General features: G+C 63.7%; 16 protein-coding genes. 7 read left to right on the forward strand and 9 right to left on the reverse strand.

The window, feature by feature from the left end; all coding sequences use genetic code 11:
• Positions 1 to 2 precede the first annotated feature (2 nt).
• Positions 3 to 1,178 (reverse strand): GGDEF domain-containing protein, encoded by a 1,176-nt coding sequence (locus DZK26_RS11760; protein ID WP_116899032.1) that lies wholly within the window; start codon positions 1,176 to 1,178, stop codon positions 3 to 5.
• Between the two features lie 212 nt (positions 1,179 to 1,390).
• Here DZK26_RS11760 and murU point away from each other — a divergent pair, with 212 nt between their 5' ends.
• A complete protein-coding gene (gene murU / locus DZK26_RS11765; protein WP_116899052.1) occupies positions 1,391 to 2,062 on the forward strand; it encodes an N-acetylmuramate alpha-1-phosphate uridylyltransferase MurU in 672 nt (223 codons plus the stop codon).
• A 266-nt stretch (positions 2,063 to 2,328) separates the two neighbouring features.
• Here murU and DZK26_RS11770 read toward each other — a convergent pair whose 3' ends face one another.
• On the reverse strand, positions 2,329 to 3,894 hold the full coding sequence (locus DZK26_RS11770; protein WP_116899031.1) for an alkaline phosphatase: 1,566 nt from the start codon (positions 3,892 to 3,894) through the stop codon (positions 2,329 to 2,331).
• Positions 3,895 to 4,314: 420 nt separating this feature from the next.
• Here DZK26_RS11770 and DZK26_RS11775 point away from each other — a divergent pair, with 420 nt between their 5' ends.
• The gene (locus tag DZK26_RS11775; RefSeq protein WP_117238665.1) at positions 4,315 to 6,021 is read left to right on the forward strand and encodes a hypothetical protein; all 1,707 of its coding nucleotides are present in this window, start codon (positions 4,315 to 4,317) and stop codon (positions 6,019 to 6,021) included.
• 66 nt (positions 6,022 to 6,087) lie between these two features.
• On the opposite strand, the gene DZK26_RS11780 is transcribed toward DZK26_RS11775, so the two are convergent.
• The 5 genes from DZK26_RS11780 to DZK26_RS11800 all read right to left on the reverse strand — a co-directional run bounded on the left by DZK26_RS11780 (position 6,088) and on the right by DZK26_RS11800 (position 10,713).
• Positions 6,088 to 6,771, reverse strand: coding sequence for a DnaA/Hda family protein (locus DZK26_RS11780; RefSeq protein ID WP_116899029.1), 684 nt, complete (start codon positions 6,769 to 6,771; stop codon positions 6,088 to 6,090).
• Positions 6,772 to 6,781: 10 nt separating this feature from the next.
• Positions 6,782 to 7,363, reverse strand: coding sequence for a CDP-alcohol phosphatidyltransferase family protein (locus DZK26_RS11785; RefSeq protein WP_116899028.1), 582 nt, complete (start codon positions 7,361 to 7,363; stop codon positions 6,782 to 6,784).
• Positions 7,360 to 8,361: a DUF2066 domain-containing protein gene (locus tag DZK26_RS11790; protein WP_181935625.1), complete on the reverse strand. Its 1,002-nt coding sequence runs from the start codon at positions 8,359 to 8,361 to the stop codon at positions 7,360 to 7,362. The genes DZK26_RS11785 and DZK26_RS11790 overlap by 4 nt, the downstream gene beginning before the upstream one ends.
• Positions 8,362 to 8,455: 94 nt before the next feature.
• Positions 8,456 to 8,986, reverse strand: a complete 531-nt coding sequence (locus DZK26_RS11795; RefSeq protein ID WP_116899026.1) for a hypothetical protein — start codon at positions 8,984 to 8,986, stop codon at positions 8,456 to 8,458.
• Positions 8,986 to 10,713 carry an OPT family oligopeptide transporter gene (locus tag DZK26_RS11800; RefSeq protein WP_116899025.1) on the reverse strand — a complete coding sequence of 576 codons (1,728 nt, stop codon included), beginning with the start codon at positions 10,711 to 10,713 and terminating at the stop codon, positions 8,986 to 8,988. The genes DZK26_RS11795 and DZK26_RS11800 overlap by 1 nt, the downstream gene beginning before the upstream one ends.
• A 163-nt stretch (positions 10,714 to 10,876) precedes the next feature.
• On the opposite strand from DZK26_RS11800, the gene purM reads away from it, so the two are divergent.
• From purM to DZK26_RS11820, 4 genes are all read left to right on the forward strand, one after another.
• Positions 10,877 to 11,908, forward strand: a complete 1,032-nt coding sequence (purM, locus tag DZK26_RS11805) for a phosphoribosylformylglycinamidine cyclo-ligase (protein WP_116899024.1) — start codon at positions 10,877 to 10,879, stop codon at positions 11,906 to 11,908.
• A 1-nt stretch (position 11,909) separates the two neighbouring features.
• Positions 11,910 to 12,608 carry a phosphoribosylglycinamide formyltransferase gene (gene purN, locus DZK26_RS11810; RefSeq protein ID WP_220337240.1) on the forward strand — a complete coding sequence of 233 codons (699 nt, stop codon included), beginning with the start codon at positions 11,910 to 11,912 and terminating at the stop codon, positions 12,606 to 12,608.
• A complete protein-coding gene (locus DZK26_RS11815) occupies positions 12,553 to 13,284 on the forward strand; it encodes a DUF3108 domain-containing protein (protein ID WP_181935626.1) in 732 nt (243 codons plus the stop codon). The genes purN and DZK26_RS11815 overlap by 56 nt, the downstream gene beginning before the upstream one ends.
• Positions 13,285 to 13,518: 234 nt before the next feature.
• Positions 13,519 to 14,805, forward strand: a complete 1,287-nt coding sequence (locus tag DZK26_RS11820; RefSeq protein WP_116899021.1) for a M48 family metalloprotease — start codon at positions 13,519 to 13,521, stop codon at positions 14,803 to 14,805.
• Positions 14,806 to 15,059: 254 nt separating this feature from the next.
• Here DZK26_RS11820 and DZK26_RS11825 read toward each other — a convergent pair whose 3' ends face one another.
• Complete coding sequence (locus DZK26_RS11825; RefSeq protein ID WP_116899020.1) at positions 15,060 to 15,935, reverse strand: DMT family transporter; 876 nt, start codon at positions 15,933 to 15,935, stop codon at positions 15,060 to 15,062.
• Positions 15,928 to 16,419: a queuosine precursor transporter gene (locus DZK26_RS11830; protein WP_116899019.1), complete on the reverse strand. Its 492-nt coding sequence runs from the start codon at positions 16,417 to 16,419 to the stop codon at positions 15,928 to 15,930. Before DZK26_RS11830 ends, DZK26_RS11825 begins: the two co-directional genes overlap by 8 nt.
• Before the next feature lie 122 nt (positions 16,420 to 16,541).
• Here DZK26_RS11830 and DZK26_RS11835 point away from each other — a divergent pair, with 122 nt between their 5' ends.
• On the forward strand, positions 16,542 to 17,495 hold the full coding sequence (locus DZK26_RS11835) for an alpha/beta fold hydrolase (RefSeq protein WP_116899018.1): 954 nt from the start codon (positions 16,542 to 16,544) through the stop codon (positions 17,493 to 17,495).
• The last annotated feature ends 38 nt before the right edge of the window (positions 17,496 to 17,533 follow it).

Consider the following 17,533-nt stretch of genomic DNA (forward strand, 5'->3'; position numbering starts at 1 on the left):
CCTTACCCCAGTTCGACCCGGTCACGGCCCCCGCGCTTGGCGCGGTAGAGGGCCCGATCGGCCTGGGTGACGCACTCGGCCCAACTCGCACCCTCGGTGCCGCACTCCACCACACCGAAACTGGCACGCAAGTCGACCTGACGGCCGTCGATACGAACTCCGCCGTGCCCCATCTCCATCCGGAGTCGCTGGGCAACCTGCTCGGCATGCTGCCGGTCGGCACCGGGCAGCAGCACCATGAATTCCTCACCGCCGTAACGGAAGGCAAAATCACTGTCCCGGATCACGCGTTCGATCAGTTCGGCGGCACGGCAAAGTGCCCGGTCACCGACCTGGTGGCCAAAGCGATCATTGACGTCCTTGAAGTGGTCCAGGTCAATGAGCACGATCGAAAGCGGTGTCTTCCGCTCGCGCGCACGCTGCATTTCCCGTTCCGCAATGGTGTCCAGCGACAGACGGTTGTACAGGCCGGTCAATGCGTCCTGCTCGGCCAGGTCGGACAACTCCACCTGCTTTTCCCGGAACAGGACAAGGACGAGCGCCATGGTCAGCGCGTAGCCGTAGATCATCGAAACGACGAAAATACCGATCTGGAACGGATCGCTGACGAAGGAAGTGGTCAGGGCCGGGCTGACCAGGGCATAGCCGAAGCGTAGCGCCAACAGTGCGGCGAAGAGCATGATGACCACGGCGGCGGCACGATGAAAAAGCCGCATGCCGGGGCGACGTACCCGCCACAGCAAGCCGCCGGCGTAAAAGCCCAGCAGGATGTAGAATCCGGACTGCAGAATCACGCGCCAGCGCAGGCTCTCGCGCAACTCGGGCAACACGAAGACGGACAGGAACATGAACGCCACAACAGCCAGCATCGGCCAGAACCAGCTTCGACGCCCGAGATAGCGCTGGATGCCGACCAGCACCATGCCGTGCCCGAACCCGATCAGGGAATTGGCCAGGGATGCAACAGCCCAGACAGGCACCGGCACCTCGAGCGTCTGCAGGATATGCCCCAACAGGTAGCCCAGGCCAAAACCAAGACCGGCGATGGCCCAGTCGATCAGTGCCCGCGAGCGCAGACCGGCCAGATAGATCCCGAACATCGTGGCCGCCATCAGAAAGCCGCTGACACTGGAGGCAAAAGCCAGGGTGCGCACATCCAGAAGCAGCAATTCAGTCATTTCGGCGGTACTCGGTCGATTTCACGGACACTCATTCACAGCTTGGATCAGCCAGTCACCATGCAAGATGCCGGCCAGTCGAAAATGCGTGTCGACAATTTGGCAAAATGCCGTTCAAAAGCGAAGCAGGCGGGCAGGCGGCGTCCTGCATCGGACCGGCCGTGCTCGACGAGCACTGCCCGAGGCCGCCGGAAAGCGACGGAGAACGACTCATGCGAGCAATGATCCTGGCGGCCGGCCGCGGCGAACGGTTGCGACCGTTGACCGACAGCACGCCGAAACCGTTGATCGAGGTCGGCGGCAAACCGCTGATCGTCCGTCATCTGGAGAGGCTGGCAGCCGCCGGCTTTTCAGAAATCGTGATCAACATTGCCTGGCTGGGTGAGCGGATCGTGGACCATCTCGGCAATGGCGACGCCTTCGGCGTGACGATTCGTTATTCCCGCGAACCGCCCGAGGCTTTGGAGACCGCCGGCGGTATCGTCCAGGCGCTTCCGCTGCTGGGCGACAGACCCTTTCTGACCGTCAGCGCCGATGTGCTCACCGACTATCCCTTCGAGCGCTTGCGCGATATAGAAAGCCCCCGGCTGGCCCACCTGGTGCTGGTGGACAACCCGCCACATCACCCGCAAGGCGACTTTTCACTGGAAAACGGGCAGGTTCGATCCGGCAGCGGCAACGCAATGACCTTCAGCGGAATCGCGGTCTTCGATCCGCTGCTGTTCGCCGATCTCGCACCCGCGCGCCGGCCGCTGAGGCCGGTACTCGATCAGGCCATTGCCGCCGAGCAGGTGAGCGGCGAACCCTATGCCGGATTCTGGGCCGATATCGGCACCCCGCAACGGCTGGCAGAGGCTCAACATTCCTTCGACGAGTCGCCTTGAGCTAGGGAACCTCTGAACAACTCTGCACGGAGCGCGTTTTGTCGGAGAAGCCGCAGATCGTGTGGTGCGACGCGAGTGACAGTAGCCGTAGCTACGGCCGAGCGGCGCAACGCGCGAGATGCGGCCTCTCCGGCAAAACCCTTCGGGACGGGCCTTTGCGGGGTCTCCGCTCCGTTTCGGCTCACTCATTTGGAATGACCAAATCACGTTCGCCGAAGCCGGAACGGAGCCTCCCGCAAAGACCCGTCGCGCCCGTGCAGAGTTGTTCAGAGGTTCCCTGGGCAGACCAGACGCTGCCAGTCGGGCAACCCGTCCTCACCGGCCAATAACCCGGCCTTTTCGCGGAGCGGTGGCAACGCCTGGGCAATGACGTGGAAAAGCACGTTTTGCTCGAACACCCCGTGGATCGCCCCGGCACCCGGTCCCTGTGCATAGACGGGCACGTCCTCACCTGCATGGGTGGCCGACCAGACACCCACGGCCGATTCCTGCAGATAATCGGGATTCTGGGGATCGACTTCACTGAAGTCGGGCCGCTGCCCGTCGCGATAACCCGGGCCGTTCGCGTAGCCGAGCACGGTCATCGGCTTATCGCCTTCGTCGCGCATCAGGCGGGCTTCCTTGTCGCCCGCCGCTGGTCGTTCCGCCAACCCGACAATCGGATTGCCACGCTTGCCGTAACCGCCGAACGTGAGCGCGTGACCATGATCCGCCGTGACGATGATCAGCGTATCTTCACCGGTCATTTCGTCGGCCTTCTTCACGGCCTTGGCGAAGGCGATGGCGTCGGTCAGGGCCCGCCAGGCGTTGTTGGCATGGTGAGCATGGTCAATGCGCCCCCCTTCGATCATAAGGAAGTAGCCGTGCTCGTTGTCTGCGAGCAGTTCGATCGACTTGGCCGTCATCGCGGCCAACGAGGGCTCCCCGGCGATATCCTCGGGCCGGTCATGCTCATAGTTCATATGGCTGGGCTGGAACAGGCCGAGAACCGGGCCGTCGCCGGTCCTGGGCAAGGCTTCGAAACCTTCCAGGTTCCAGACATAGTGGCCATTTTCGTACTTATCCTGCCATTCATTAATCAGGTTGCGGCCATCGCCGCGATGGCCGCGCTGATCCGGGTCTTCCGGGTCGGTTTCGTCGGACGGCAGGAACGCCCGGCGGCCGCCGCCAAAGACGACATCAATGGTTCCGATTGGATATTCGACAAACTGTCGCGCGATATCACGGCATCCGGCGTCGCGCTGTGAAGGAGGTATACCTCTGTCGGTTTCCCAGTCGCGGTCGACCGAGCGCGAATAGAGCGCCGCCGGCGTGGCGTGGGTGATCCGGGTCGTGGTCACGATGCCCGTCTTCAGACCGCCTAGCGCCGCCAGGTCGAGAAGGGAAACCCGCTCACTGCCGGACCTGGAGGCACAGTCACCGCGCTCGGCGTTCTGGTCGACGGAGATTGCGCCCGCATAGCTCTTCACGCCGGTGACCATCGCGGTCATCGTGCCGGCCGAATCGGGCGTCTGGCGGTTGGTGTTGTAGGTCTTGGCCAGGCCGGTGTGGCGAAACCGCTCGAAATGGAGCATGTTCTCCTCGCCGGTTTCACCGCGTAGCTGTCCTTCGAGGATACGGGTGGCGGCCACCGTGGCGAGACTCATGCCGTCGCCGACGAAGAGGATCACGTTGCGTGCCTCGCCGGGGTCGTCCATGGCCGCACGACGTTCGGCGATCAGGCTTTCTCCGTCCTGGTACCACTGGGCCGGGCTCTCGTCGGCAACGGCGCCGGTGGCGATAAACAGGGCGGAAAGCGCGAAGGAAATGCGAAACAGGATTGTCGAGTTCATTCTATTCAGTTTAAGTCATCCCCATGAAGCTGGGGTTACATCTCGGCCGATTGAAGCCCAATCTCAATTGAACGAGCCGCTTGTGACCGGCTACACTCATCAAAAGGACAACACCCGCATGCTCCAGGGCGACGCCCCGACAGTGGCGCCGTCGCTGGTCGGCGGTGTGATATCGCCAGGGTGATTTCGTTCTTTGGTTGAATCGATCGTTCGTTGCTCGACAGGACTTCGCCACAAGTTGCTCCATGGTGGCTACACGTCTTCAAAGAAACGCCTTCTCCAAACTCAACGCTGAACGAAAGAACGAAGGAACGAAGAAACGAAGGAACGAAGAAACGACGGAATGAAACTTGACAAGTGTGTTGGTGTTGTATAACACTAGTACCACACAGACAGAACATCCCCGGAGGGAGTTGAATGATGACCCGCAAGATCGCCTTGATCGGCTTTTGCGCCCTGCTCGTGGCCGGCTGTGGCCGCGACGAAACGGATACCGCATCGCAGGCCGACGCCGAATCCGCTGCCGGCCAACCCGGCGCCAGCGCGTTATTCCAGCGCATCGATGCCGATACCGCCTGGCTGGTTGCCAACCTCGAAACGATGCCGGAAGAACTCAACGAGAAGCTCTGGGCACCGCTGGCGTCGATGTCCGAACTCAACCGCCAGACCTACAACACCGTTGCCGACGAACTCGACGACTCTCCGGTCGTGGCCGCCGTGCTGCGCGAGTTCGCCGAGATCGACAGCCGCGAAGCCTTCATCGAGCGCGGCCTGGCGCCCAACGGCCACTGGGCGATTCACGCCGTCTCGCTGTATCCCTTCGTCCACTGGGAGCTGTCCGATCCCGAGGCCTTCCGCGCGACGCTGGAGCGGATCGCCGAGGAAGCCGAAGCCGAGCTGAACTGGCGCAGCGTCGACGATGCCGAAATTCTCTGGGCGGAAATGGAAGAACTGGGCCTGGCGCTTTCCTACGACGACAATTTCGTCACGCTTGCCCTGGTGCCCGACGACGGTGCCCTGCTGCGCCGCGTCGCCAACCTGGATCAGCCGGCCGACGCCTACGCCCCCTCATCCCTGCGCGACTTTTCCGATGAACGCGACTACACGCCATACGGCAGCGGCTACGTGGACTTCGGACGGATGGTCGACCAGTTGCTCGAAAGCGACGACGCCACGCTCGCTGCCGGACACGAGTCCAATCCCCTCAAGGAGATCGCCGGCAGCAAAGCCTGTCGCTCGGAGCTGGGTGCGCTCGTGGACCTGTTCCCGCGCGCCAGCCTCGGTTACACGGACGTCAACGAAACCTTCATGGCTTTCAACATGATTGTCGAGGCCGACTCGGCATTCGCCGAGCGCATGCAGGTCATCGCCGACACACCGGTCGACCTGAACAAGCCCGATGCCGGGCTGCTGGAATTCGGCCTGGCGCTCAACATCGTCGGCGCCCGCGACTTCGCCCGCGAAATCGTCGCCGGCTGGGTCGAAACGCCGCCGCAGTGCCAACTTTTCGACACCGTGCGTGAGAAGGCCGAGGACTGGAAGCTGGCCCTCAATCAGCCCATTCCGCCGGTGGTCACGAACTTCCACGGCCTGCGCCTGAACCTCGATGACATCACGCTGGCTGAAGGTTCCAACGTGGAGTCGGCCGAAGGCTCGCTGGCGCTGTTCATGCGCAATCCGCAAATGATGCTGGGCATGGCGCAGATGTTCTCCCCGGAACTGGCATCCCTGCAGCTCGAACCGGGCGGGGAGCCCCAGCCTGTGCCGGCTGGCGTCATTCCCAACCTGCCCGAAGACGTACCGGTCTTCATGGGTCTGGGTGAGGCTGCACTCGGCCTGACCGTCGGCGAAAACCAGAAGGACCGGCTCGACGAAGCCATGGATCCGGGCGACGGCGGCAATGCCATCCTCAGCTACGGGATCAACTTCACCCGTTATGCCGAAGTGCTCGGCGGCCTCCTCGACGACATGCAGGAAGAGCTCGAAGCCATGGGTGACGAATCGACCGAGACCGATCCGTCCGAAGCGATGCGAGCAATGGCCGAACTGTACGAGTACACCGAGGCCAGCATGCATCTGACCGAGCGCGGCATCGAGTTCCGCAGCACGATGACGCTGAAAGAGTAGAAAACCGCTCGATTTTTCGGTTGCCGAAGACCCCGTATTCCTCCGAGGAATGCGGGGTCTTCCGCTTTATCGGTCCAGGTGGTCGTTGAGCAGCTCGCGCACCAGGGGAACTGAAAGCGTTCGACGCTCAGTCAGCGCTCGATGAGCGCCGGAGACGACCAACTCGGCCATCCGACCGGCGTTGCGCGGCGCACGGCTGAGGATGTAGTCGACCACGCCGCGGCCGAGCAGTACTTCGTGCTCGGCTGCCAGGCATTGCACGAGTTCGCCCAGTTCGGCCTCTTCAAGCGGCCTGAGGGTCAGGCGCGTGGCCTGGCCCAGGCGCGAGCGAAGATCGGGCAATACAAAACCATCGCGTCCCGCCCCGCTCATCACTACACCCGTGCGCTCGGCACGCCAGCGGTTGAGCGCATTGAAAAGGGCGAGTTCGCCTGCCTCGTCACCCGCAAGCATATCGACGTCGTCGATGACGACCCAGTCACCTTCGGCATGCTCCAGCAACATGCGCTGCTGCGGTTTACCCAGGGCGATGAAATGCACCTGCTCATTCCGGCGGCAACGATCGGCGAAGAAAGCGGAGAGCAGGTGCGTGCGCCCCGAGCCTGCCGGCCCAGCGACGAAATACCAGGCGCCGGACTCGGCACCCTGGGAGAGCGTGGCAACCACCGGCTCGTTGGACCCGACGATAAAATTGTCGAAACGGGGTCTTCGGGGCGGCTTGAGCGCCAGGGGAAGTTGGGCACGACTCACGGGGACACCCTCAGGACGTCGAATCGCCATCGCCTTCGCGACGCGAGCGACTCACTTCCAGCGCTCGCCCGGTCCAGATCCAGACATACTGGGCCAGGGTCACCAGCGCCATGACGCCGACCAGCCAGACCAGCCCGATCTGGGCTTCCCTGGGCAGTGGGAAGCCGGCCAGGCGGACCAGCACGAACCACATCAGGAAAATCTGGCAGAAGGTGTTGAAGCGTGACATCTGCGTCGGCTCGGCGTTGAAGGGCTCGAAGCGCGTGTAGTAGATATAGCCGCCGCCGACGATGACCAGATCGCGGAAGATGACCAGGCCGATCAGCCACCAGGGCAGTTCCCCGAGCCACCCGAGCGTCAGGTAGCCCGACATCATCAACAGCTTGTCGGCCAGGGGGTCGTAGATGCCGCCCCAACGCGACTGCCAGGCAAAACGCCGCGCAAGCCAGCCGTCGAGCAGGTCGGACACGCCGGCGAACACCGCCAGCGCCAGCGCCCACTGGAACTGGCCGACCAGCAGAAGCCACACGATCGGCGGTACTACGATCATGCGGGCGATGGTCAGCAGGTTGGGAATGAAGCTCAGGTTCAACGCGCCAGCCTGAAGTGAAGTTGCCCGTCGCTTGCGCGGCGCTCCGGTTGCAGCAGACCGCCCATGCCGAGATAGGTTTCGATGTCCTGTCGACCGGAAAAAACTTCGAAGGTGATCTGCCGACCCTGTGCGCCAACCACCCGGACATCCTCGACCACGCTGAGATTGTCGATATAGCGCAGCACTTCGGCATACTGCACTTCATCGACGATGCCGTGGACCGTGACCCGCCAGCTTGACGCCTCACCCGCCAGATCGACCACCGCGTAGCGCGCAGCCAGGGCGGAAGCCAGGCGTTCGAGACCGCTACGGATCAGGCCTTCGGACGACTCGGCGCTGTGATTGAGTCCCGAATCCTGGCCGTCGATGCGCCAGCGCCAGCGCCCCGTCCACCAGGGGGCATCGGGATCGGCTTCCTGCAGCCGCAGGTCGAGCATGGCGATCACGCTGGCACCATATCGCTGTGCGCTCGCCTCCGCCGATCCCAGAAAGCCGCCGCGCACGTCCTGCAGGGAGATTTCAGTGAGATCCATGGCATCCCGCAGCGGGCGAATCACTTCCAGACCAACCCGTTCGGACTGGTCGCGTATCACGTATTCCAGCCGTGGATCATCGACGAAACGCGTACCGCTGTCGTCCTCGATGACCGCCCACAGCAACACGGCCGGGCGCTCCTTCCCCCAGCGCGGCAGATTGTTGCGCTGAAGAAGTTCGTTGATGGACGGCTCGTCGAATTCCACCTGCAGTCGAAGTGATTCGGCAGGCTCGCCGTCCTCGTCGACAACATTCCGTTGAACCAACTGCCGGGACAGTACCAGGTCATCCAGGTCGGATGCTCCGAGGCCGAGCTCGGAGACCAGCGATGCGTCGAAACGACCGGTCAGACGCGCGAGCACACGGTCGAGTGCCTCGAGCTGTTCGGCGACACTCGTCCTGGTCTCGGCTTCGACGGCAACCTCGCCGGTATAAAGCGAGGCAGCGGCTGTCGACGTGGCCAACAGAAGCAAGAAGGCGAGAAACGGCAGTATTCGAGGCATCACGCGGCAAAGATAGCACAGCAATTTATGCTGGGTGGAGCGGAGACTCTCCGGCTCAGCCCCGTTGTGCCGCGAAGTCCTCGCGGGCCTCGGAGAACTGGCGCTGCGCCTTGTCCAGATAGGTCATGACCTCGTCGACATAGCCGTCGGCCGAGGCGGTCCAGACGCGGTTGATGTAGCGCTCGCCAGCGGCAAATGAACTCATGATGTGGGCGTAGGCCTGCAGCCCGAAAGCATGCTGCATCGATTCACGCGCCTCGGCGAACGCAAACAGGTCGTCGCGGAAATGCCGGTCGATCTCGAAACGGAACTCGTGCGGTGGAATAGCCTGCCGGCGGCCGACCAGCTCGTCGAGGTTACGGCAGATGTTGTCCAGCGACGTCTCGAGCGTGCCGATATTGCCTTCCACATGGTGTTCGTCGCTCGCGCCGGCGTGATGCGTGCGCTTGAGAATGACGATGCCCACGAACCCCAGTGCCACGGCAACGACATAGGGCAGCCAGGCGACAGCCTCGACCGAGAGTACGGCGAACAATGCGCCGAGCACGAAGCCGGCCGTAATCAGAAACAGTGCTAAAGCCTTCATCAGCCCATCCCCTGGTAGATCTTGGCCAGCGCAAAGCCGACACCGACCAGCGCCTCGCCGACGATCAGTCCGGCAGCGACCGGAATTCCCACATCGTCGGCGAAACGATGGCCCAGCCGCCAATCGCTGACGACGCGTATCAGTGTGCCGATCGCGTAGGTCAGCACGATCGCGAACGGCAGGTAGAAACCGAGCCCGGCGGTAATGCCCAGCCCGGGCGAGGCGACGCTCAGCAGCGCACCCAGGCCGGCACCGGCAATGTACTTGTCCAGCGGCACCTCACCGCCCAGGATGCCCGAAACCATGCTGGCCAGGGCGGTGCCCTGGGGCGCCGGCAATTCCTCGCTGCCGATGCCATAGGCCTCGTGCAGGATGAAGATCAGCGACACGATCAGGATCGGGCCCAGCCAGGCACCCAGGAACTGCCCCATCTGCTGGACCCGGGGTGTGGCACCGATGAGGTAACCGGTCTTGAGATCGAGCATCAGGTCGGTCGCCTGGCTCATCGCCACGCACACGGCCGCGCCGACCATGATGGCGGCGATGATGGCCTCCGAGTCGTCCATGCCGCGGGTGATGAAGATCAGGATGGTCACCGCGATCAACGTCATGCCCGACAGCGGCGACCAGTTGGTGCGGCCGATGGCCTCGGCCAGAATCACACCGGCAATCCAGATCCACAGCGTGCCCACGACCGCCATGGCGATGCCGCGCAACCATCCGGTCTGATCGGTCGAGGTCACCGCCATGACCATCAGCAGCAGGGCCGCCCCGCCGATGGCGAAGTACAGCAGCTTGATCGGCATTTCGTCCCTGGCCAGGGCCGCTTCGCTCTTCGCGGAATTCTGCATGCTCTTGATGGCGGTCACGATCAACGGCAGCGCCATCAACACGCCGGCCAGGGCGCCGCCGATGAGCATGCCGATACCCACGGGGCGATAGAGCAGCCCCTGAAGATTGCCGGGGTCGGTAAGCGCTTCTCCTGTTTCGGGATTGGCGGGCATCAGGCCGCTGATGTCGAGAAACGGCGCCAGAATCCAGTAGCACAGGAAGCCGCCGATGATGAAAGCCACCCCGCCCCTGCCGGCGATGTAGGCCACGCCCACGGTCAGCAGCGACAGGTACCACACGCCGTTCATGTACTCGGGCATGCCGATGCGGCTGCCCAGGTCGTAGTAGCTGCTGCCGCTAAGCTGGACAATGCTGTGGATACCCGCGGCGAACAGCGCCGCACCGATCAGGTACATGGCCTTGCGCATGCCCGCGCCGGGCGACTTGAGGATGGTGGCCACGGCCACCCCGCCCGGATAGGTCAGGCGCTCGTAGTCGATCATCTGCTTCCTCAGCGGAATGATGAAGGCAATTCCGAGGAAGGCGCCGGCGATGCAGCCGAAAGTCAGCAGGTAGGGGTCGAAGTCCGTCTCGCCCAGGATGAAGAAGGCCGGCACCGAGAACATCAGCCCGGAGGCGGCGCCGTTGACTGCGCTGGCCACGGTCTGGACGATGTTGTTCTCGATGATCGAGTTGCGCCGCAGCAAGCCGCGCAGGATGGCGAAACCGAGGATGGCGGCCAGTTCCGACCCCTCGATCGAGAAGCCGAGAATCAGCGCTGCATAACCGATGCTGACCGCGATGATGGCACCGAGAAAATAGCCGACGAGAACGGCGGTAACGGTCAGCTCGGGGTAAGGCCCGTAACGGACGACGGGTTCAGCTTTCGCACTCAATGGTTTTTCTCCGCTTGCTGGACGCCGCCGACGATTCCGACTCCCCGACCGTCGGCGCCGGGCAAGCCTAGCGCATCTGGCGGCCCGGCTCAACGGCGGTGTCGGTTGCTCCCCCGATCCGTCATAATACGCAGCTTCATTCAAGACAACCCGGCGGCAAGCGATGAACGAGCGCAACCCCCCGTCCCTGAACTACCGTGATGCCGGCGTCGACATCGACGCCGGAAATGCCCTGGTCGACCGCATCAAGCCGCTGGTGGCGGCCACGTCCCGTCCGGAAGTACTTGGCGGGCTGGGCGGCTTCGGCGGCCTGTTTCACCTGGGCGACAAATACCGCGATCCCGTGCTGGTTTCAGGTACCGATGGCGTCGGCACCAAGTTGCTGCTGGCCCGCCAGCTCGAGCGTCACGAAACCATCGGCATCGACCTGGTTGGGATGTGTGTCAACGACATCCTGGTCTGCGGGGCCGAGCCGCTGTTCTTCCTCGACTATTTCGCCTGCGGCAAGCTCAACGTCGATGCCGCCGCCGATGTGGTCTCAGGCATTGCCGAAGGCTGCCGGCAGGCCGGCTGCGCTCTGATCGGCGGCGAGACGGCCGAAATGCCGGGCATGTACGGGGCCGGCGAGTACGACCTGGCCGGCTTCGCCGTCGGGGCCGTCGAGCGCGACGGCATCATCGACGGCTCCGCCATCGACACCGACTGCGTGGTGCTCGGCCTGGCCTCCAGCGGGCCGCACAGCAACGGTTATTCGCTGATCCGCAAAGTTGTGGAGGTCACCGGGGAATCCCTTGATCGCCCCTTCGGAGACAGGCGCCTGGGCGAAGCCCTGCTCGCCCCCACCAGAATCTACGTGCCGCAGGTGCAAAAGCTGATCGGGCGATTCGATGTTCGCGGCATGGCGCACATCACCGGCGGCGGACTGACCGAAAACATCGTCCGTGTTCTGCCGGAAGAGCTGGGCATCGAGCTCGACACCGGCGCTTGGCAGCCGTCCGCGGTGTTCGAGTGGCTGCAGCAGGCGGGCGGCGTCGACGACGCCGAAATGCGCCGCACCTTCAATATGGGCATCGGCTTCGCCCTGATCGTGCCCGAAAACGAAGCGCACGCGATCGCCGAAGCGCTGGGCGAACCGGCGCCGGTTATCGGGCGGGTGGTACAACACGGCGACGCCGAGCGCGTGCGCTATCTCTGACGTGAGTGCCGGCGATCTTCCGCGCCTGGTCATCCTGCTGTCGGGCCGCGGCAGCAATTTTCGGGCAATTCACGATGCCATCGTAGCCGGGAAGATTAACGCGGAAATCGCTGCGGTGATCTCTGACCGCCCCGATGCACCGGGCCTGCAGCTCGCCGCCGACGCCGGCATCGACACGGTGACCCTGGAGCGGGCCCGCTTTGCCGGTCGCGAAGCCTTCGAACGCGGCCTGGAGACCGCCATTGCGGGATTCGAGCCGAAGTACGTGGTCCTGGCCGGCTTCATGCGGGTGCTCGGGGCGGACTTCGTCAACCGGCACCTCGGAAGCCTGATCAACATTCACCCCTCGCTGCTGCCGCGCCACCGCGGACTGAACACGCACCAGCGCGTGCTCGATGCCGGTGAGCGCGAGCACGGTGCGAGCGTTCATTTCGTCACGCCCGCCCTCGACGCCGGTCCCGTCCTCAGCCGTGTGACAATCGACGTTCGCGACGACGACGATGCCGACATGCTGGCCGACCGCCTGCTGCCACTGGAACACCGGCTCTATCCCGCCACACTGGCACTTTTGCTCAATCACCGGGTCGAATTACGCCATGAAACCATTCAGATCGATGACCAAGCACTTGATCGGCCGCTGGATCTTGACCGCGATCTTGATCCTGACGGCCATCTGCTCGACCACCGCCATGGCGGCTGACGGTCCCCCGCTGCCGGCCCATGAAGCCACCTACGAGGTTCTGCGCCACGGCAAGAAGGTGGGGGAATTGATGGTCAGCCTGGAACAACTCGATACCGGTGTGTGGCACTACCAATCCGACACGCGCGCCACTGCCTGGTGGGCGCGTGCACTCGATCTCGCGGCCGAGGAAGCGGCCCACTTCGTCTGGCGCGACGATCGCATCATGATGCTCACCTACCACCATGCCCAGCACGCCCCGGCCAACAACCGCTTCTTCCAGCACCGTACCGACTGGGAAGCCGGCACCACCAGAGTGCGCACCGAAAATGGCAGCCAGACCGTTGAACTGGTCGACAACATGGTCGATCCCTTGAGCCTGCGCCTGCAACTGGCCGTCAACCTGGCCGATGAATCACAACGGCGGACCACACACGATTTCACGCTGCTCGACCGCGACGAGGTCAAGCACAAGCGCTACACCTTCGACGGCGAAGAGCGTATCGACGTGCCGGCTGGCTGTTTCGACGCTGTACGCATCCGCCGCATCGAAAAGCCCGAATCGGACAAGAACAACCTGTCCTGGCACGCCGCCGACTTCTACTGGATGCCGGTCCGCATCCTGCGCCAGGAGGACGGCAAGGACAAGCTCGACATCCGGCTGCTGGAGACCGACCTGCCGCTGAACGGTTGCTAGTCCTGGGTTGGCTTGTTGGCTTGTTGGCTTGTTGGCTTGTTGGCCAATGATATCCGTGGCTCGCAGACCTGAAGCGGCAAAGCCGCCCCGCGAAGCGACAGGCTGCCGAACCAGCAAACCACCGAACAAGTCCGTCGGCGATGTAACGCCGACCTAGGCGGCTTTCGGTTCACCGCACATAACTCGTAAACGCGAACCCGTATAATCAGTGGCACGCCCACCGCGGAGGCCACCATGTACCGAATCATCAGCATCCTCGCCGTCCTGCTCCTGCTGGCCGGTTGTGCCACCAACCCGGTCACGGGCGAGAGTCAGTTCAGCCTCTACGGAGAAGAATGGGAACATCAGGTCGGCGCCCAGCAGTACGCCCCGATGCGCCAGGCCCAGGGCGGTGACCTGGTCATCGACGAATCCGCGGTCGACTATGTCCAGTCCGTGGGACGGCGAATCGCGCAGTATTCCGATCGCGAGCTCCCGTACGAATTCCAGGTCATCAACAGTTCGGTGCCCAATGCCTGGGCTCTGCCGGGCGGCAAGCTCGCAATCAACCGCGGACTGTTGACCGAGCTGGGCTCGGAGGCCGAGCTGGCCGCCGTGCTCGGCCACGAGATCGTGCATGCCGCAGCCCGCCACAGCGCCCATGCCGCCTCGCGCGCCGCCCTGGCACAGGGCGCGGTCATCCTGGGCACCGTGGCCGTCGGCGCCAGCACCGAAGATGACCAATACACCCAGGTCGCCATGCTTGGGGGGATGATCGGCGCCCAGCTCATCCAACAGCGCTATTCGCGCGACGCCGAGCGCGAAGCCGACTACTACGGCATGAAGTACATGAAGGACGCCGGCTACGACCCGGCCGCCGCCGTCGACTTGCAGGAGACGTTTGTGCGCCTGTCGGAGAACCGGCAATCGGGCTGGCTGAACGGCCTGTTCGCCTCGCATCCGCCCTCGCCCGAGCGCGTCGAGAACAACAGGAAAAGGGCCGACGAACTGGGCCGCGGCGGGCGCATCGGCCGCGAGGAATACCAGCAGCAGATGGCCTACCTGCAACAGCTTCAGCCCGCCTACGAGGCGCACGACGATGGCCGCAAGGCCCTTCAGGAGGGCAATGTCGACGAAGCGCTCGCAAAGGCACGGGAAGCACTGGCCGTCGAAGACGGCGAAGCCCTGTTCCACGCCCTGCGTGGCGACGCGCTGGCCACGCGCGAGGATTTCGCAGCGGCCGAACGTGCGTTCTCGGCAGCACTGGAGCGGGATTCGAGCTGGTTCTACCACCATTTGCGCCGCGGCATGGTGCGCGCGCAACGCGAGCAGTGGTCCGGCGCCCGCTCCGACCTGAAAGCGAGTCTCGGGATGCTGCCGACCGCCGACGGCCACCTCCACCTGGGCAACATCGAGCGCGCCACGGGCAATCGCCAGCAGGCTATCGAACACTACCGGACCGCGGCCCAGTCCGACACGCCCGCCGGCGAACGTGCCCGGCAGCACCTGGTCGAGATGGGCGCCGTCCAGTCGCAGGGGTAGGGTTCAGGGTTCAGGGTTCAGGGTTCAGGGTTCAGGCGGCGCGCTGAATGTTTGCGGGCCGGCTCTGCCGGGAAGGGTTTGCGGGAGGCGGATGGTTTAACGGATTCGGGGTTTCGGACTCGAAGTTCGTTGGCCCCTACCACTGCATCCGGCTAGCACTGCGCGATGCTTTTCGGCAACGCGGCTTCAGTCTTCTCCCAACGCTCCTGAACCCTGAACCCTGAACCCTGAACCCTGAAACCTGAACCCTTTGTTCAAAACGCCACCATCAACCCCACGCCGGAGAACGTCATCGCGATTCCGGCCACTCGCCGCCAGTTCATGTCTTCCTTGAGGAACAACCAGGCGAAGAGCACGATGAAAGCCGCCGCGGTTTCGTTGAGCACGGACGCGACCGAAGCCAGCGTCAGTTTGTAGCCGGCCAGCCACAGCATCATCGATACATAGCTGCCGAGCAAGCTGGCCACCACGATCGTTCCCCAGGGCTGGGGCGAGCGGTACAGGTCGAGCGCCCGTTGCCAGCCCTGCGTCCAGTGCAGGAACAGCAGCATTCCCCCCGCCCCGGCCGCCAGGCGCACACCCATCGTCCACATGAACGACTGCGTCTCGAGAATCGGCTTGACCATGACGATACCGCTGGCCATGAGGAGTACGGCTCCGGCGCCGAAGCCGACACCCAGTCGAATCGCCCGCAGTGACACGTCGCGCCGATTCTGTCGCCAGGTAACGAGAAGAATGCCCCCGAGAACCAACACGAAGCCGAAATACTGCCACCACAGCAAAACCTCGCCGAGGAACAGGATTGACAGGACGATGACGAAGGGCGAGTAAAGACTGGCGGTGACACCCGTTCTCGATGCCCCCATCAGGTTGAGCGCACGCAGGTACCAGGTATCGGCAATGGCGATGCCGACGATACCGGAGAGGATCACGATCAACCACTCGAGCAAGCTGTAACCCGGCCAGCTGATGCCGTCGACCAGCAAAATGGTCGGCACCATCAGGCCGGCGGCAAGCAGATTCTTGAACAGATTGAGCTCGAAGGCCGGCAGCGTCTCGCCGGAGCGGCGGAAAAGCACGACCGCCAGTGCCCAGCAGGCGGCGCAGGCAACGGAAAAGAACTCACCCACGCCTTGCCACCACGCGCCAGGGAACCAGCAACATCAAGGCAATGGCCACCTTGACGCCATAGTCGCCGATCGCCAGCGTGACCCAGGGCATGGTCGTACCCCAGAACGCCAGGGCAAAGAACAGGGCGGTATCGATCAGGGATCCGATGACGCTGGAGAACAACGGCGGCTGCCACCAGGCACGCTCGCGCAGGCGATCGAAGATGGCCACATCCATCAGCTGCGAAACCAGGAAGGCCGTGCCCGACGCGATGGCGATGCGCGGACTCGCCAGCCAGATCGAGGCCAGCACGGCCAGGGCAAAACCGATGTAGACGACCCGGCGCGCCGAGTCGGAACCGAAGCGTCGATTGGTCAGATCGGTAACGAAATAGGAAACCGGATAGGTCAATGCGCCCCAGGTCAACCAGTCATTGACCGGAAACTGGACGAGATAGTTGGCACTGGCGACCACCAGCACCATGGCGAGAATCATCAGGGGCATGACGACCGGCTAAGCGTGATCCGACAGTCGGCTATTCTACCGGCCCGACGGACACGCGAGCGGAAAGTGTGCTTGATACGGTATCCTCGAATGCCGAATCGAGAGAGGGATGACACGCTGTCATGACGATCTGGCTGTCCGTGCTCGGGATCGCGCTCGCCGCGTGGGCCGTTTTCTGGTTCCTGTGGCCACAACCGCTGGCACGATTTTTCATGGCCGCCGAGCGTCGACAGGGACGCGTGGCAGCGTGCCACGTGCGGTGCGGCAATATCGAGTGGCATTGCCTGCAGGGCGGGCACGGCGAACCCCTCGTGCTGCTGCACGGCTTCAACGGCGACGCCTATCATTTCACCCGCGTCGCGCGCCGGCTCGGCAAGCACTTTCGGATCATCGCCCCCGACCTGCCGGGCTTCGGCCAGACCGATTTCGAGGGAGAGCTCGACCACCGCGTGGAAGCACAGGCGGAAAGGGTGCTCGAACTGCTCGATGAGCTCGGTATCGAACGGTTTTACCTGGGCGGTAGTTCCATGGGCGGTTACATTGCATGCGCCATGGCCCGCAAGGCACCGGATCGGGTGCGCGCCCTGTGGCTCCTCAATCCCGGAGGACTGCAGAACGTCCCGCTCTCACCGCTTTTCGAAGTGGTCTACCACGGTGGGCACAACGCGCTGGTCATCCGGGACCGGAAGGATTTCCGTCGGCTTATGGACTACTGTTTCGTGCGTCCGCCCTGGCTGCCGGGACCGCTGGCCCGGCAATTGGCCGATCGAGCCAGTCGCCACTCGGAGCGGGCGGCGAAAATTTTCGATGCGATCCGCTTCGACTCCCCGCCGCTCGAGCAACTGGCCCCGGAAGTGGACGTGCCGACGCTGATCGTCTGGGGCCAGGCCGACCAGGTGCTGCATCCCGACGGTCTCAAGATCCTGGCCGAGTGTATGCCACAGGCACGCACGCTTCTGCTACCGGCCACGGGCCATCTGCCGATGGTCGAAAGGCCGAAACAGACCGCCGAAGCCTGGATCAGCTTCGCCGAGGCGAACGCCAGGCAACAGACCAAGGAGTCGGCTCGGGTATAGTATCGGCACACAGGGGGAGTGACACGACATACGGGAGA

Source organism: Wenzhouxiangella sp. 15190, from assembly GCF_003417465.1.
In the GTDB taxonomy this organism is placed as follows: domain Bacteria; phylum Pseudomonadota; class Gammaproteobacteria; order Xanthomonadales; family Wenzhouxiangellaceae; genus Wenzhouxiangella.